15 protein-coding genes are annotated in these 16,033 nt (G+C 44.5%); 8 read left to right on the plus strand and 7 right to left on the minus strand.

From position 1 onward, the window contains the following. The first annotated feature begins 437 nt into the window (after nucleotides 1-437). The 5 genes from QUA56_RS22675 to QUA56_RS22690 all read left to right on the plus strand — a co-directional run bounded on the left by QUA56_RS22675 (nucleotide 438) and on the right by QUA56_RS22690 (nucleotide 9,179). Nucleotides 438-6,200: an alpha-2-macroglobulin gene (locus QUA56_RS22675; RefSeq protein ID WP_333361878.1), complete on the plus strand. Its 5,763-nt coding sequence runs from the start codon at nucleotides 438-440 to the stop codon at nucleotides 6,198-6,200. A 79-nt stretch (nucleotides 6,201-6,279) separates the two neighbouring features. After that, nucleotides 6,280-7,452 carry a GmrSD restriction endonuclease domain-containing protein gene (locus QUA56_RS22680; RefSeq protein ID WP_333361880.1) on the plus strand — a complete coding sequence of 391 codons (1,173 nt, stop codon included), beginning with the start codon at nucleotides 6,280-6,282 and terminating at the stop codon, nucleotides 7,450-7,452. A 6-nt stretch (nucleotides 7,453-7,458) separates the two neighbouring features. Beyond that, a complete protein-coding gene (locus tag QUA56_RS22685) occupies nucleotides 7,459-8,511 on the plus strand; it encodes an MAE_28990/MAE_18760 family HEPN-like nuclease (protein WP_333361883.1) in 1,053 nt (350 codons plus the stop codon). A gap of 8 nt (nucleotides 8,512-8,519) precedes the next feature. Next, a complete protein-coding gene (locus QUA56_RS36910) occupies nucleotides 8,520-8,735 on the plus strand; it encodes an alpha-2-macroglobulin family protein (RefSeq protein ID WP_445242939.1) in 216 nt (71 codons plus the stop codon). Between the two features lie 102 nt (nucleotides 8,736-8,837). Then, complete coding sequence (locus QUA56_RS22690) at nucleotides 8,838-9,179, plus strand: HNH endonuclease (protein WP_333361885.1); 342 nt, start codon at nucleotides 8,838-8,840, stop codon at nucleotides 9,177-9,179. Between the two features lie 627 nt (nucleotides 9,180-9,806). On the opposite strand, the gene QUA56_RS22695 is transcribed toward QUA56_RS22690, so the two are convergent. The 4 genes from QUA56_RS22695 to QUA56_RS22710 all read right to left on the minus strand — a co-directional run bounded on the left by QUA56_RS22695 (nucleotide 9,807) and on the right by QUA56_RS22710 (nucleotide 13,175). Beyond that, nucleotides 9,807-11,531: a DHA2 family efflux MFS transporter permease subunit gene (locus QUA56_RS22695; RefSeq protein ID WP_333361887.1), complete on the minus strand. Its 1,725-nt coding sequence runs from the start codon at nucleotides 11,529-11,531 to the stop codon at nucleotides 9,807-9,809. A gap of 112 nt (nucleotides 11,532-11,643) precedes the next feature. After that, nucleotides 11,644-12,279, minus strand: a complete 636-nt coding sequence (locus QUA56_RS22700) for a TetR/AcrR family transcriptional regulator (protein WP_333361890.1) — start codon at nucleotides 12,277-12,279, stop codon at nucleotides 11,644-11,646. Between the two features lie 143 nt (nucleotides 12,280-12,422). After that, nucleotides 12,423-12,824 (minus strand): hypothetical protein, encoded by a 402-nt coding sequence (locus QUA56_RS22705; RefSeq protein WP_333361892.1) that lies wholly within the window; start codon nucleotides 12,822-12,824, stop codon nucleotides 12,423-12,425. A gap of 63 nt (nucleotides 12,825-12,887) precedes the next feature. Then, nucleotides 12,888-13,175, minus strand: coding sequence for a hypothetical protein (locus QUA56_RS22710; RefSeq protein WP_333361896.1), 288 nt, complete (start codon nucleotides 13,173-13,175; stop codon nucleotides 12,888-12,890). 180 nt (nucleotides 13,176-13,355) lie between these two features. On the opposite strand from QUA56_RS22710, the gene QUA56_RS22715 reads away from it, so the two are divergent. Then, a complete protein-coding gene (locus QUA56_RS22715; RefSeq protein WP_333361898.1) occupies nucleotides 13,356-14,255 on the plus strand; it encodes a transposase in 900 nt (299 codons plus the stop codon). Continuing rightward, complete coding sequence (locus QUA56_RS22720) at nucleotides 14,233-14,607, plus strand: transposase (RefSeq protein ID WP_333361901.1); 375 nt, start codon at nucleotides 14,233-14,235, stop codon at nucleotides 14,605-14,607. The genes QUA56_RS22715 and QUA56_RS22720 overlap by 23 nt, the downstream gene beginning before the upstream one ends. A 20-nt stretch (nucleotides 14,608-14,627) precedes the next feature. On the opposite strand, the gene QUA56_RS22725 is transcribed toward QUA56_RS22720, so the two are convergent. The 3 genes from QUA56_RS22725 to QUA56_RS22735 form a co-directional block, all read right to left on the minus strand. After that, complete coding sequence (locus QUA56_RS22725) at nucleotides 14,628-14,783, minus strand: hypothetical protein (protein ID WP_333361904.1); 156 nt, start codon at nucleotides 14,781-14,783, stop codon at nucleotides 14,628-14,630. A 127-nt stretch (nucleotides 14,784-14,910) separates the two neighbouring features. After that, the gene (locus QUA56_RS22730) at nucleotides 14,911-15,363 is read right to left on the minus strand and encodes a hypothetical protein (protein ID WP_333361907.1); all 453 of its coding nucleotides are present in this window, start codon (nucleotides 15,361-15,363) and stop codon (nucleotides 14,911-14,913) included. 6 nt (nucleotides 15,364-15,369) lie between these two features. Continuing rightward, nucleotides 15,370-15,498 (minus strand): hypothetical protein, encoded by a 129-nt coding sequence (locus tag QUA56_RS22735; protein ID WP_333361910.1) that lies wholly within the window; start codon nucleotides 15,496-15,498, stop codon nucleotides 15,370-15,372. A 196-nt stretch (nucleotides 15,499-15,694) separates the two neighbouring features. Here QUA56_RS22735 and QUA56_RS22740 point away from each other — a divergent pair, with 196 nt between their 5' ends. Beyond that, nucleotides 15,695-15,979, plus strand: coding sequence for a hypothetical protein (locus QUA56_RS22740; protein WP_333361913.1), 285 nt, complete (start codon nucleotides 15,695-15,697; stop codon nucleotides 15,977-15,979). The last annotated feature ends 54 nt before the right edge of the window (nucleotides 15,980-16,033 follow it).

Raw genomic sequence — 16,033 nt, forward strand, 5'->3', positions numbered from 1 at the left:
TCGGAGGATAAAGGGGTTTTATTCCCCGGATATGGATCACCCGGATTTAGTATAATCTATAGTTCTGGACGCACGGTGAGAAACCGGGTTTCTTCGTAAATTTTTCGTCTCTAGTCTGAGATTTTTCAAAGAAACCCGGTTTCTGTGCCAAAGTCCTAATCTATTTCCGATCGAGAAACGCATCTACCGGATTCACTAAAGGCTACAACCCCAAGATACTTGCTTCCTGAAATTACGGAGTTCCCACCTCATTAAGAAACAATACAAAATCCTTAACCTTATAAAATTATCTGGAAACCCGCTGGCGTCAACTGTAGATCAATTATCCGTAAAAGAGATATCAATTGTCAGTAACTCAGTCCTCTCATAGACTGAGATTGTAAGAGTAATCTTGCAAGCTGTGCTGACCGTGCCCCTCGCTTTATTGAGACGTTATTATGAAATTAAAAAAATGGATCATTGCGGTACTTGTCTTCACGCTCGCGCTGGCAATAACAACCTGTGGAGTCACGAATAAATCCTCAAAAATTGAGCCGCTTCCCTCAGTTGCTCCCCTAATTTCTCCGCAACTGGTAGACTGGATTGAAGAAATTAGCCCTACTGGAAAAGCTGAACCTCTCAACCAAATTCGCATTCGGTTTAAAGAAGCATTAATTCCAGTTGAAAGCCTTGATAGTTCCGAACAGCAAGGCAAAATAAAACTATTTGAAATTCAACCTGCTATTCCCGGTCAGTTTCGTTTTTTAACCCCGCGCATGGTGGGATTTCAACCCGAACAAGCATTACCCAAAGCTACTCGCATTCAAATCGCCATCAAAGCAGGTTTAACTGATTTAAAAAATCACCGCATAGAGAAAGATTTAGCTTGGACATTTAACACAGAACCCATCCAACTGTCAAATTTACCAACTTCTCAGGCAGAGAATTCAGAATTCCAACCCATTGAGTTAAAGCCCACACTGAAATTTACATCAAATGTAGAATTAGATTTAGCTTCAGTGCAAGAGCATTTGAAACTAATGCCAGAGGGACAGACAAAAACTGTGCCACTTAAAGTAGAGTTAGCAAAATCAGAGGCAAAATCAAAAGAACGGCAAACTCCAGAAGAAAAATTAGATCCATCTGTCCGCACTTTAAATTATACCATAGTTCCCCAACAAACACTAGAAAAAGCCACTCAGTACCGCCTACAATTTGACTCTGGCTTGCTACCACTTCACGGCAATCTACCCAGCGAAACACCATTCGTCAGTCAGGTACAAACTTATTCGCCCTTGGCATTTAAAGCTATTAACTTTTTCGGACAACCCGATGCTGGCGGTGCTTATGGGCGGTTCGTAAAAGGCAGCGGTCAGTTACAATTTAATAACGGTATTGTCGCCGATTCAGCACGGGAAAATATCACCGTTAATCCCCCACCTAAAAAATCTCCTACACTTGTTCAAGCCTATGACAATGAACCGTTGATTAGTCTCAACCCTTGGAGTTTAGAACCAGCCCAAAAATATACTATTACTATTGGTGCTAACCTCAAAGATAAATTCGGTCAAACTTTGGGTAAACCCGTCACATTGCAGTATGAAACAGGCGATGTTTCTGGCGAAATTTGGACACCGACAGGGTTAAATATTTTTCCAGCAGGTAAGGACTTACAACTGAATATTTCCACAGTAAATTTGCCAAAATCCCAGTACAAAGCAGCTTATAAAGTCGTTCAACCCACTGATTTAGTTTATAATGCTGACGCAGATCCCAGCGGGGGGGAAAATGATTTACTTTCCAATCCTTCGGAGTGGCAAACTTTCCGAATTTCAGGTAAGAAAAATCAGACAAATGACATAACAGTTCCCTTGCGAGAAAAACTGGGTTCGGCAACAGGAATGCTTGCTTATGGAGTGCAAGCACGCACCAATCTTTACTCGGATGAAAAGGGTAAACAGCAATGGCGAGAACCTGCCAATTATGGCTTAGTTCAGTTGACTAATTTGGGAGTATTTACCCAGTGGTTTCCCGAGTCAGGTTTAATTCGAGTACACCATCTCGATGACGGTTCTCCAGTAGCAGCATCAGTTGAAATTTATGAATCTCAATTAGAAGCAAAATCTCGCCCTCAACCTACCCCTTGTGCAACAGGTAAAACTCACAATAACGGTGCATTACTGCTAAGCCGCGAGAATTTACAGAAGTGTATTAAATCTCGATCGGGCGGATTTGAAAAAGCACCAAAATTATTAGTCATTGCCCGCGAAAATAAAGACTGGGCATTTGCCAGAACAGAAGAATATAGCGGTGCTTATGGCTACGGCATTGAGGGAGATACTTGGAACAGTAATAAGCCGCAATCACGCGGTACAATCTTCTCAGACAGACAACTTTATCAACCAGGGGAAAAAGCTTGGTTTACAGGAACTGCCTACTATCTTCAAAATGGAGTTATCAAGCAAGATAAAAATGCTAGCTATACAGTTAAGCTGCAAACTCCAAGCGGTACTAAAACTGATTTAGGAACTCAGAAAACTAATGAATTCGGCACATTTTCCCTAGAATTGCCCATCGAAAGCAATCAACCTTTAGGCTATTATTCCATTCTAGCTAAAGGGACAAGCGGAGCCGAAATTTCTGGTCAATTTCGGATTGCTGAATTCAAACCACCCAATTTCAAGGTAGATTTAAACCTTGATAAAGAATTTGCACTGATTGACGATAAAATTGAGGCAAATGCCCAAAGTAATTATCTGTTTGGTTCGCCAGTGGAAGGTGGAAAAGCCAAATACTATGTCACTCGCCGCCAAGCAGAATTTACCCCAAAAGGTTGGGAACAATTTGCCTTTGGGCGGCAGTGGTTTTGGCCGGAAGAAAGCCCGAACGTTCCCACCGATGTGCTGCAACAAAATTCTGTATTAGATGCTAGCGGTAAAGGCAATCAAATATTTACAGTCGGCAAAGATTTGCCCTATCCGATGAATTATCGGGTAGATGTCGAAGTCTCCGATGTCTCGAATCTGTCTGTATCAGATTCTAAAACATTTACTGCTTTACCCAGTAATCGCCTAATTGGTTTGCAGACTAATTTCGTTGCCGATGCAGGTAAACCTTTACCCATTCAACTCATCGTTACCGATCCTACAGGAAAATTACTAGAAGGTCAAAAAATCCGCGTTGAACTGCAAAAAATCAACTACAGCAGCGTCACTCAAGTAGTCGAAGGTAGTCGCAATTCTCTCAATCAAATTGAATACAAAACAGTAGCAAAAACAGAGGTACAATCTGGCAGCAATCCTCAAACAATATCCCTCAATCCTCCTGAATCTGGTTCTTACCGCATTCGAGCTAATTTTGTTGATGTTAATAATGAAGTAACTGCCACTGATTTGCAGATTTGGGCAACAGGCGAAAATGTTGTAAACTGGGGTAACAGATACGATAATAATCGCCTGGAAGTCAAACTCGATAAGAAAAACTATCAACCAGGTGAAACGGCAACAGCTTTAATTCAATCGCCTTATCCAGAAGCAGAGTTATACTTTGCAGTTGTCCGCGATAAAACTCTCTACCAAACTGTTACTAAAGTTAAGGGTGGTGCTCCTCAAATCCAGTTCCAAGTAACGCCAGAAATGTTGCCAAATGCAGCGGTAGAAGCTGTGCTATTCCGCCAAGGCAAGAGTTTAAAAGAGTTGGAACCTGGAAGTTTAGAACAACTGGTAAAAATTGGCTTTGCTCCTTTTCAAACCAGTTTAGATGCTAAATACTTGAAAGTCCAAGTTACTCCTCAGAAAAAAGAATTACAACCCGGCGCAGAGGAAACTATACAACTGCAATTGCAAGACAATCGGGGGAAGCCAATCAAGGGACAATTTACAGTTATGGTTGTCAATGAAGCCGTGCTGCAACTAACTGGATATCGCCCGCCAGATTTGGTAAAAACTGTCTATGCTGAACAGTCAATTTCTACCCGCTTCAACGATAATCGACAGAATGTAGTATTAGAAAATATGGCCTCGCCGCTGGCAAAAGGTTGGGGTTATGGCGGTGGATTCTCTACAGGTGCAGCAAATACTCGCGTCCGCAAAGATTTTCAAGCTTTGGCTTACTACAATGGTTCTGTTGTTACAGATATTAATGGGAAAGCGAGTGTTAAATTTAAACTTCCTGACGACTTAACAACTTGGCGTGTGATGGCTGTTGCTACTGATGGCAATTTAGATTTTGGCAAGGGAGAGGCGACATTTATTACCACTAAATCGCTGATTTCTCATCCAATTTTGCCGCAGTTTGCGCGTCCAGGCGATCGCATTCAAGCTGGCTTATCTGTTACTAACAATACTCAGCAAAAAGGCGATCTGACAATTAACGGTCAAGTCGCTGGTGCCGTAAAATTTGAAGGCAATAATCCAGCAGCGGCGAATCTAAAAACTCAGGCTGAGTCGGGTACTCATGCTTACCGTTTTCCCCTTATTGCGGGTAGTGATGGTGATGCTAAAGTTCAATTTGCTACACAATTAAATGGCAACGTGGATGCGTTTGAAGTGCCTTTAGAGGTAAAACCTTTAGAAGTTACAGAAAACGTTGTGGAAACGGGAACAATACCCCCCAATCTCCCCTTACAAAGGGGGGGACAGCAGGTAAAAATTCCGCTGAAGATTGATAAAAATGTTGTGTCTGATGTCGGCGGTTTGGAAATTTCTCTAGCTAGTACATTGATACCGGAAATTATTGCACCGGCGAAACAAGTTTTGCAAGATGAACAATTACCATTTTTGGAACCAATAGCTAGTCAGTTATTAATTGCAGCTAATTTGCAAACTCTTTATCAAAAGTATGCTCAAAGTTTGAAAGATTTTAACCCAAGTAAAGCTGCGGCGATTGCACTTGAAAAACTATCAAAACTTCAGCAATCAGATGGCGGTTTTGCTTCTTATCCCGGACAAGTGCAATCCGATCCATTTTTGACACCTTATACTGCAAGTGCGATCGCCTCTGCATCTAAGGCTTTTCCCAATACAGTCAATGCTGGGATGCAGTCTCGCCTGACAGACTATTTGAAGAAAACTCTTGCTGACCCCGGACAATATGAGTTTTGCCAAAAGCAAATTTGCAAGAATCAGGTAAGGTTATCATCTCTGATTGCCTTAGCAAAATTAGGCGAAAAACGCAATGACTTTCTCGCAGATATCTATCAGCAGCGAAGTGAATATAATCTAGTCACTCAAATTGAGCTAGCCCGTTATCTATCGCAGTTCAAAGACTGGCAAGATGAGTCTAAATTGCTGAGTGACGAGTTGCAAAAAAACATCTATATCACTGGTCGTACAGCTACGGTTAATCTGCCTCAAAATGTAAGCTGGATAGCATCTCCTACCGCTATTCAATCTCAAGCTTTGCGACTATTTATCGCTCAAAAAAGCAAGGCGGAAGATATCGATCGCTTATTGCAAAGTCTCCTAAATCTGCGGCGACATGGCACTTGGCAAAGCACTTATGACAACTCAGAAGCACTTGCAGCTTTAGTAGATTACAGCGAAACTCAACCCACACCACCCAAGTTTCAAGCTACCGTAAAATTAGCTGGTAAAACCTTAGATTCAATTCAATTTGATGGCTATCGCAATCCCAGTCAATTTATCATTGTAGCTACCGATCAATTACCGCGCAACGGTGATTTGATCGTTGAGAAATCTGGTCAAGGTACTCTGCACTATGTAGTTAATTACGGCTATCGCTTGCAGGGTAATCAACCGGGACGCTTAAATGGGTTGCGAGTAGTGCGAGAAATTCGGCCTGCGGGTGAAGACAAAGTGTTAGGAAAACAGCAACTTTCTATTCCTCAACCGCTGACTTTGGGAGTTGGACAAGTGTTTGATATTGGTTTGGGAATTATCGCCGATAGCCCTGTAGATCATGTGGTAATTACTGACCAGCTACCTGCTGGTTTAGAGGCAATTGATAACAGTTTCCAAACTTCTACAAAGGCGGTAGAAGCTCAAGGTGATAGCTGGCAAATTGGGTATAAAACGATGTATGGCGATCGCGTTGTTGCCTATAGCGATCGCCTCGAACCCGGAGCCTACAGCCTGCACTATCTCGTCCGTTCTGTCACCCCCGGAACCTATCTCTGGCCAGGCGCAGAAGCTCATTTACAATACGCTCCCGAAGAATTTGGGCGATCTGCTTCCTCTACCTTGATTGTGTCGGACAACTAGATTGTGTTTCCAGTTCCCAGGCTAAGCCTGGGAACGCTATAATTATTAATGACACTTATACTGACGGAGGATACAGACAATGCTACTTGCACCAGTTGAAGAAAAGATGTGGGAAAAATCCCAGTCGAAATCTCGCACTAAAATGTCTGAGGTTAACATCAACGATAAGTACGAATCAAGAGAGAAAAGAATCCTTACCGAAATCAACCGTGAAAAGCTACCAAGTTTTGTTGAAGCTCTGAAAAAACCTGGCTATATGAATTTGCAACCTGACTTTCAGAGAAGACCTCGGTGGGATGACAAAAAGAAATCACGTTTGATCGAATCATTCTTAATTAATATTCCTGTTCCTCCCATTATACTTTATGAAGTCAAATATAATTCTTATGAAGTAATGGATGGTCAACAAAGAATCACCGCCATTCGGGAGTTTTATCAAAACCACCTTAAACTGACAGGGCTAGAACTTTGGCCTGAATTGGATGGGCTTACTTATAACCAACTGCCCGCAAAAATTCAGGCTGGTATTGATCGTCACTCCATATCATCTATAGTAATTATCGCAGAATCAACTTCTGATGAGGAAGAAGCTTTGTTCCTAAAACAAAAAACATTCGAGCGGATTAATACCGGAGGAGTAGAGTTAAGTCAGCAGGAAGCACGGAACTGTTTATATCATGGCAAATTTAATCTATTGTTGCTAAAATTAGCGCGTCATCCCATATTTGCTGATGCTTGGGGAATTCCTAAAGATGATAATGATCCGAAAATAATCGAAAATAATCTTTATAAAAAAATGGAAGATGCAGAGTTAGTTTTACGTTTTTTTGCTCTGCGTAATGTAGATCACTTCCGCAGAGGAATGGAAGGATTTCTTGATTTATACATGATGAAAAGTGTGAGTTTTTCAGAGGAAGATGTCAATATTTTAGAGGGTATTTTTTTAGACACTCTTACTCTAGCCCACGAAATTTACGAAGATAATTTATTCAAACCATTTGACCCAAAGATGGGGGACTGGAAGCAGACTTCTTATAAAGCTTATTACGATGCTGTGATGGTTGGTTTTAGCCGACATTTGCAAGATGCAAAAAGATTGATTGCTAAAAAGGTGAAATTAATTGAAGAAACCAAAAAACTGTTTAACAAGGAGGAATCTCGTCTTTTAACTGGTGGTGGAAAAACAAAATCGGAAATTCAAGAAAGAATCCAGCTTTTTGACGAAATGCTCTCGCAAGTAATTGGAGAATAACTTGCGATGTTTGATGAACTTCTCAAGACAGTAAGTGTTGATATCGCCACTGTTCGCGCCATCATCCAGACTAATGAACAACTCAGAATAATCATCTTTAGTAAGGCGAGTGCTACTAAACCGGAATTGCTAGAAAACACAGAATTTAACTCATTATTAAAGGCGGTTCCCGATGAACTTAATTGGCAAGTGTACGACCACTGTGCTGTAGTAACCCGATTATATGCTATTTATGAGAAGTTTGTGAAAAATTTAATTTCTGATTGGTTAGCACTTCTACCATATTTAGTTCCAAATTATTCAAATTTGGACAAAAAAATTCAAGATACCCATCAAGAGGGCGTAGGAATCTTACTGCGTGATTTGAAGAACAACGATAGATTTGATCACCTTTCACCAGAGAAGGTAGTTAGAAGTCTATTCTCTGCGATTACTGATAACGAGAACTATGAGTTAATACCGGATGCGTTTACCTTGCACAAGCAGAATTTGCGGAAAGAGGCGCTAGAACAATTATTTGTAGGCGTAGGAATTAAAAATGCTTGGGAATGGGTAATTAACCACAGAGATATCAAAAATTTTGTAGAGGAAGTTCGTGGCAGTCAAAACACGGCAGAAGGAGAACTAAAGCAACTGGTAAAGTATAGAAATGAAGCGGCTCATGGCTTAAGCTTAGTAGATCAAACGCTGGGAACTGAAGACCTACTTATCTTAGGTGATTTTGTTGAGGCTTTGTGCAAAGCATTAGCTGAATTAGTGAGCTATCATGTGATTTCAAAAAAGTTTGACATAGGGAAGGCTAAAGAGATCGGGACAATTAGACACTGGCTTGATAACATTAAGGTTGCCAGAGCTAAAGTTAAGGAAGTAACTTTGTCTATTGGAGACAGCCTTTTTCTAGTTAAAGAGAATTGTTCGTATTGTCAATTAGTTACGATTGAGAGTATTAGAGATAAGGAAGTTGCGAAAGATCAGGTAGAGATTACTGATGAAAAAGATATACATTTAAAGTTTGATAGTGATGCAAGAAAAGGGTTGAGCCTGTATGTAATTGAATAAAACAGCAAATACTCAAGTTATCGTTACTCCGGGAATCTAGCAAATTATCTCGCGTTGTTGCCTATAGCGATCGCCTCGAACCCGGAGCCTACAGCCTGCACTATCTCGTCCGTTCTGTCACCCCCGGAACCTATCTCTGGCCAGGCGCAGAAGCTCATTTACAATACGCTCCCGAAGAATTTGGGCGATCTGCTTCCTCTACCTTGATTGTGTCGGACAAGTAAATCAGCCGTTGCGCGATCGCTTTTATGCCCGGATGAGGCGGTATTATAAGTAATGGCAACAAAAGCGATCGCCATATTTTAGAAAGATGAGCTTTTACCGCTATGGCTAAACCAAAGAGGTATCCCGACAATTGGCAACAGATTGCGCTCTCCGTGAAAGAAAGCGCTCTTTGGCGCTGCGCTAAGTGCCGCCAACAGTGCCTCCGACCCGGCAAACAAAGCGGCTTAACCAAATCCGAACGCTGTGCCTTGACTTTGACCGTGCACCACCGCAACCGGATACCGGAGGACAACCGCCTCGAAAACTTAATAGCGTTGTGTACCGCCTGCCATTTGTCCTATCACAATCGCGGTCAGTCCAACGTATCTCCAGGGCAGTTATCGCTGTTTCCCGATGATGGCATTGACTGGGATATTATGGAGTGCTCTCTGGAATCGGTATGAAACAATGTAAGCTGTGGAGCATTTAAACCATTAACGATCCAGGTAAGGTGCGTCATTCGCGAACACTTACTATACATGGGAAACGCTTTTTTACGCTCCGCACCCTACTATCCTCCTTTAAATGCCAAACAGCTTATCCGATCCGAATCCGCCGGTATCCGCAACCGAGAGCTAAACATCGAAAAGGCGACCAAGAGCAAGAGAAGAAATTTAAACAAGAGTTGTTGCCCAAAGTCAAAGAATTGCAAGAGAAATACCCTCAAGCTCAAATAGAAGTGTGGTTTTTTGATGAGCATAGAGTCGGACTCAAGCCGATAATCAGGAAAGTTTGGTCACTAATAGGAGAAAGACCAATAACCGTCGTACAACCTTAATTGTTCTCTTGCCCAAAGAACGGCACTCATCCTATCTCTTTCTATGAAACCCACTTCTCGATACCACTCTTGATAATCCCGCTTGATTTAGGCTTTGAGTCGGTTGGCTGCAAGGGTTTCCAATTGTTTGGGAGATGGCTTTCTTTTGGGACGGCAACATTCAGGATTGTTGATGTCGTAGAGGAGCAAGCGAGCTCAAAGTCTATCCAACCGGAAGCTGTAGAGTAATCGCTACAGAATTAAAATCAAGCAATTAGTGAACAGGAGGTGCTTTGGCTCCAGCGCCTCCCTTGCCGAGAAACAGCAGCAATGGCAGCGAGCAGAGAAAGACAATGCCGACAAAGCGAAAAATGTCTGCGTAGGATAGAACGGCTGCCTGCGTATTGACTAATTGGGAGAGCGCGGCGAGGGCTTGTTGTTGGGCAGTTGCGGCATCAGAACCGCGACTCTGAAACAAACCAGTGAGTGCGCTGAGCCGCTCAGTTGTTTCTGGATCGTAAGGCGTTAACTTTGCCAACAAAATGGCTCGATGAAAAGCCTCTCGTCGAGCCAGCAATGCGGTCAGAATGGCAATGCCAATACTACCGCCGAGCTGACGAGTCAAGTTATAGAAGCCCGAGCCAGCCGATACATCTTCTTTGGGGATGGAACCCAATGTTGCCAAACTCAGGGGCAGAAACATCAAAACCGTAGTTGCACCGCGCCAGATTAGGGGCCAAAACAAATCATCAGTTCCGGTTTGGGGCGTGATTTTTGCCAGCTCGAACATGACGGCTGCCGTTCCACCTGCTCCCAGCGCAATTAAAATGCGGGCATCCACCTTAGTCGAAATTTTGCCCAGTAAAACCATAATGATGGCGGATGCTAAAGCTCCAGGAGCGAGTAAAAATCCGGTTTGCATTGCCGAAAATCTCAGCACGCCTTGAGCAAACAGCGGTACAGCAAACAAGGCTCCGTACAGCCCCATGCCCAAAATACCAGAGTAAAGGCTACCGGCTGCCAGGGATTTATGCCGCAGAACCCGCAAGTCAACTGCTGGTGCTTTTGCGCTGAGTTCTCGCCAGATGAACAGAAACAGCCCCACAACCGCCAAAAACGCCAGGAGCGCAATGAAACCCGATTCAAACCAGTTTTCTTTTTCCCCTTCTTCCAAAAATGCTTGCAAACTACCTACCGCAATACACAGCAGTACAATTCCTGTCCAGTCCACTTTCTGCAGGCTCCGTCCGTGTTGCTTCGAGTCCGGTCGGAGAAACACGATCGCCATGATGACAGCCACAATGCCGACGGGCAAATTGATAAAGAAAATCCAGCGCCAGCCTAACGTATCGGTCAGATAGCCGCCTAGCGTGGGACCAATAGCCGGACCTGAAATCACCCCAACTCCAAACACCGACTGCGCTAACCCCTGTTCCGCAGGGGGAAAAGTTTCAAACAGAATCGCTTGCGCTTTTGCCAACAGTCCGCCTCCGCAGAAGCCTTGAAGAATTCGAGCTACCACTAGCACCGGCAGGTTGATGGATAAACCGCATAACACCGAGGCGGCTGTGAATCCGATCATGGAAAAGACAAAGTAGGTTTTCTTGCCGAAGAAGTCCCCCAACCAAGCAGAGAGCGGAATCATCACAACGTTGGCGATCGCGTAACCCGTTACGACCCAAGCAATTTCGGTCACGGTTGCGCCTAAAGTCGCCTGCATATCTGTTAAAGCAACGTTCACAATGCTGGTATCAATGACTTCTAGAATGGCTCCCAGAGAAGCCGTCAGGGCGATCGCCCACTTGAGCGGTCCCTCCACGTACCCGCCTGCATCGCTGGCAGATTGTTTCAATTTTTTTAATGGTTTTGCTCGCTTTTGGTGAGCGTTTTGTCGATCGTTTTGCTGGTCTTGAAGCTCAGACTCTTCCAAATCGGTAAAAGCCTGAATATCAATAGAATCTGGTTCAGTTGCGTGGCTCTGTATTTGAGGGCGTTCCATGTTTAGTCTCTACTTTTGCGATCGCTCGCGGCAGGTGCTTCGCACCACCGCAACGGCGAGCGGGTGCTTCAATCCGTCCATGTCAAATTCATACGAAAATTGTCAGAAACCTTCATTCTGAAGACGAAGTACGACTTACAGAAGACGCTGCTGTGCTGACTCCCCGCACCCATAAATCCACGCACCCTTCGATGTATTGCTTACGGCTGTAGCCCCGGTTTACTTGAGAAACATGGCGGCGAATCATACCAGACAGCAGCATTCCAGTCAATTGATCCACTGCCAGCGGCAGGTCAACATTCGGACGAATACTGCCGCGTTCAACACAGGTTTGTAGGTAGGAAATTAGTTTTTCACGCAGCGGTAAAAATGATTGCTGAAGCACCTCCAGTGCTTCTGTCGGATGCCGGTGAGCTTCACCAATAAACATCCGAAACAGAGCTTCGTACTCCTCCAGCGTGTCGTCGTGGAGCTTTGCATAATGCAGGAGATCGCGGCGCAGGTCATAAGTCCATTCGTCTTGATGCGCCAACGCCTCCGTCCGCAATGCTGTAATGTGGCGGGCAACCGCACTCAACACTTGCTCTTTGCTCTGAAAGCGGCGAAATAAAGTAACTTCACTCACATCTGCAACACGAGCAATTTCGCGAGTTGTCGCTCCAACGTAGCCTTCTGTAGAGAAAACTTCAATCGCGGCTTTCAACAGGCGATCGCGGGTTTCTGCTGCACTTCGATTCGTTCTACTCATCTCAATTAATGTAAGCACTAACTTACATATTCTAGCTCGCCAAAGGGCTGTAGCTTCAGTAGAAAGACGGATTTTTGAGACACAGGAGGGTGGGATTTACGCTTATATGCCGGGAAACTCGGAAAAATCGTCGCGCTCGGAAACTAGAGATCGCAGCAAGAAACCCGGTTTCTGGGGTAAAGCCGAGAGGTAGAGTTGAGGGGAGTGTTGCCACTCCACCCCTCTGTTTCGGAACCGCGCTTGCGATTGTTCACCGCACAGGTTGACGGGGTGACAATTCCGTCATCTGATGACTTAAAAGTCTCTTCAAGACGCTGTTTGGCTAGTTCCCAAAGTTGTTCTGGGTCATCAATTTCGCTTGTTTGGTCAACTCCCATATTCTGTTTATTCGTGTCAGCGGTTGGCTCAATTGGCTCTTTTATAACCTCTCGTTTCCACTGACTCAAGTCGGGTACAACAGCAGGGAATTCACTCAACTCGCAGCTAATCCACGCAGGGCGTTTGCCAAGGGAAATCAAGAATCCCCGAACGAGATCGCCCCTCATCCACAAAAAACAAAACTCGCCCAGCAGCGGGTGTCGCTGGGCTGTTTCGCGAACGGCAGACCACTACTCCTTGTGCTGGTCAACTAAAGCAATGAGTTTAGCGATCGCCTTCTGTTCTTCTAGAAGTAGTTCTTTGAGCTGGCGCATCTGTTCTTGATTTGGGGGTCTATGTACCAAGTCATCAACGAAGTCTAGCAGGGGAGACTTTCTAAAAGGTCTACTCAAAGCAGCTTCATCTCGCAAGCGCTTGGTTCGCTCCAGCTTAGACAGTTGCAATCGGTTTTTAGTCTGACGGCGTGCGATAAGTCCGTCAAGTCTTTGACATACGTTGCCAGTCTTCTTCATCTCCATATATCTCTTTTATTTCTTGTTTTAACTCGGTTATCTGCGGGCGTCAGATTTGCCACCTGATCTTCAATGGCATCTGTTTTATCGAACAATTGGGTTGAAAACCCCGTCATTGTAGGACGGCTTTATATTTACCAGAGACACATTCACCATTAAATGTGTTAAAATACTGGAATGCTAACCTTGAATTACCGCTATCGAATCTATCCAAACATCGCTCAAGAACAGTCGCTTTTTGAGTGGATGGACATTTGTCGCGTCGCTTATAACTACGGGCTGCGAGAAATCAAAGATTGGTGCAATAGTCGGAAATGCCTGGTTGACAGATGCTCTATAAGCCATGAGTACATCATAGCTGCGAATGCTCCTTTCCCCGGCGAAGTAAAACAACTTAACGCGCTGCCTGGCGCTAAAAAGGTATTTCCCCGTTTGAGCGAAGTACCAAGTCAAGTGTTACAACAGGCACTAAAACAATTGCACAGAGCCATCGATGGGTTTCAAAAAGTTGGGCATGGGTTCCCTCGATTCAAGAAGTTTGGGCAATTTAAGTCTTTGTTGTTTCCCCAGTTCAAGGATAATCCTGTGACTGGAGCACATATTGCCTTACCAAAATTGGGGTTAATTCCAATTAAACTGCATCGCCCAATCCCACAGGGGTTTGTAGTAAAGCAAATCCGAATAATCAACAAAGCAGATATTTGGTACGCCGCCATCAATATTCAATGTGATGTTAGCGTTCCCAATCCAATGCCACATGGTCATCCCATTGGGGTAGATGTGGGACTTGAAAAATTTCTGGCAACTAGCGACGGAGTTCTTGTAAAATCGCCCAAGTTCCTGAAAGTAATGCTCCGCAAGCTGAAATTGCTGCAACGCAGACTTTCTCGAAAGAAGAAGCGCTCTAAAAATTATGAGAAACAACGTATTAAGGTTGCTAGACTTCACCACACAGTTGATAACACCCGTAAAGATTTCCACTTCAAACAAGCTCATACCCTTTGTGATGCTGGCGATATGGTCTTCATGGAAGACTTGGATTACCGAATCCTAGCCTGCATGAATGCTGGGCAAACAAATGCTTGATGCTGGGTTTGGGCAGTTCCGAACTATCACCAAGTATGTGTGTTGGAAGCGTGGCAAATTTTTTGGTGAAGTCAGCGCTAGGAGAACTTCTCAGGAGTGTCCTGAGTGCGGTACAGAAGTTAGAAAAGACTTGAGTGTTAGAGTTCATGCTTGTTCTAATTGTGGCTATACAACGGATAGGGACGTTGCCAGCAGTCAAGTGATTAGAAATAGGGGAATAGAACTGCAACGTACCGATGGACAGTCGGGAATCCAAAGCGCCTATGCAGACGGTTTGCCAGGGGTTGAGATATCTCAGTCTAGGTCAAAGTCGAAAACCCGCAAGGGAACAACTAGGAAATCTAAGAAGTGATTCTTAGAAGCTCCGTACCTTCAGGTCGGAGTGATGTCACCTTCCTGGATTTTCAGAGAAATCTCCACAGATTCGACGTATTCCGTTAACTTTTGTATTGGATCGGGTTGGGGCGTATCACCGTTAGACCCATTGCCGTTAGACCCATTGCCGTTGGTCATAAGCTGTTGCGGCATTTAAATTGTATGTCAAAAAACAATCAAACTGTTGTGGGGTGGGCGTCCCGCCCGCCGAGTATGTGCAATTTAACTGCGCGACAGCTTAGTCATTCCTCACTGGTGTCATGGAAGAAACTGGCGATCGCTATCGATCGTCCCTCCCGTCGCCTGGAGATGGTGCAGCTTCCGATGAAGCTAAGAGGGAACCGGAGAACAAGCGAATTAGGCGCAGCGCTTCGGGTTCGGACAGCCAAACATCCAAGTGTTCCAAGGAATCGGAAAACAAATCCGATAGTTCGCATTGAGAGAGCGCTTGGAGCACCGTCGATGAATAGTGTTGGGCGTAAGTTATCGCTTCAATGAGGGCAAGCTTTTGGATGCAATTGCAGGTGCTCAGCAGTGATTGCCAGCAAGAATGAAGTTGGCGGCGGGAGAATTGGTCGGCTATTGCCTCAACTAAGGCGATCGCTTCGGAATCGGTTGGCAAGAAATCGAAATCTTGCGGCCACTTATCGCCAAAGCATTCAACAGTACCGCACTCTTTAATAGAGCGGGTGAGCGTGTCTCTTTGGCGCAGCGAATAAACGATCGCTTCCATCAAAACTCAAAGAGCGGGTTCTGCCATCGCGTCCACGGATGCCAACAACGAAGGGTACAAAGAAGCGCTCGTCACCTTTGGCGTTGCAGCAGCAGCGGACACCTCAACCGTTAGCGGTATCGGTATTTGTGTCATGATTGAAAAACCTCATTAACGTGAGTGCCACACCCCGCCCCAGAAGATTTCCAGTCATAGGGGGCGGGGTTTGGTTTTGGTGTTAAGCTATATTTATGTATGCACAGATACAGCTATGTATGCACATACGTAACATTTTTGTTTGGGTGTTGTCAAGCCCTATGATGAAAATTGTTAATTGTGCATACACAGACCAATGACCAGAAAACCGGCTGAACGCAGCGCTTGGGGCGAAAACAAAGAGCGCTACAGCATTTTTGTGACTCCTACGGCAATGAAAGCGATCGACACCAGGGCTGAGATGCTTGGAATCTCGCGCTCTGAATTCTTGGAACAGTTCGCCCGCCTGGTTGCAGGGATGACCGACACTGAACTAAAAAAGGAGGATAGGGAGGAATTGACCAAAAGTGTTGGAGCAAAGTATCGCATTAGCCCGCGAAGAACTTGCTGGCCGCGGTTTGTTCCTCAAGCGCAAGGCTAAGGGCGATCGAATCCAATTGCTAAAAAATCAAATTATGGAATGGGAAACACTACT

It is taken from the genome of Microcoleus sp. N3A4 (assembly GCF_036701805.1).
In the GTDB taxonomy this organism is placed as follows: Bacteria; Cyanobacteriota; Cyanobacteriia; order Cyanobacteriales; family Microcoleaceae; genus Microcoleus.

Bases quoted from the DNA above. Each gene is read 5' to 3' on its own strand.
- QUA56_RS22675 (WP_333361878.1), top strand. From the start codon at position 438: ATGAAATTAAAAAAATGGATCATTGCGGTACTTGTCTTCACGCTCGCG.
- QUA56_RS22680 (WP_333361880.1), top strand. From the start codon at position 6,280: ATGCTACTTGCACCAGTTGAAGAAAAGATGTGGGAAAAATCCCAGTCG.
- QUA56_RS22685 (WP_333361883.1), top strand. From the start codon at position 7,459: ATGTTTGATGAACTTCTCAAGACAGTAAGTGTTGATATCGCCACTGTT.
- QUA56_RS22690 (WP_333361885.1), top strand. From the start codon at position 8,838: ATGGCTAAACCAAAGAGGTATCCCGACAATTGGCAACAGATTGCGCTC.
- QUA56_RS22695 (WP_333361887.1), bottom strand. From the start codon at position 11,531: ATGGAACGCCCTCAAATACAGAGCCACGCAACTGAACCAGATTCTATT.
- QUA56_RS22700 (WP_333361890.1), bottom strand. From the start codon at position 12,279: ATGAGTAGAACGAATCGAAGTGCAGCAGAAACCCGCGATCGCCTGTTG.
- QUA56_RS22705 (WP_333361892.1), bottom strand. From the start codon at position 12,824: ATGAGGGGCGATCTCGTTCGGGGATTCTTGATTTCCCTTGGCAAACGC.
- QUA56_RS22710 (WP_333361896.1), bottom strand. From the start codon at position 13,175: ATGGAGATGAAGAAGACTGGCAACGTATGTCAAAGACTTGACGGACTT.
- QUA56_RS22720 (WP_333361901.1), top strand. From the start codon at position 14,233: ATGCTGGGCAAACAAATGCTTGATGCTGGGTTTGGGCAGTTCCGAACT.
- QUA56_RS22725 (WP_333361904.1), bottom strand. From the start codon at position 14,783: ATGCCGCAACAGCTTATGACCAACGGCAATGGGTCTAACGGCAATGGG.
- QUA56_RS22730 (WP_333361907.1), bottom strand. From the start codon at position 15,363: ATGGAAGCGATCGTTTATTCGCTGCGCCAAAGAGACACGCTCACCCGC.
- QUA56_RS22735 (WP_333361910.1), bottom strand. From the start codon at position 15,498: ATGACACAAATACCGATACCGCTAACGGTTGAGGTGTCCGCTGCTGCT.
- QUA56_RS22740 (WP_333361913.1), top strand. From the start codon at position 15,695: ATGACCAGAAAACCGGCTGAACGCAGCGCTTGGGGCGAAAACAAAGAG.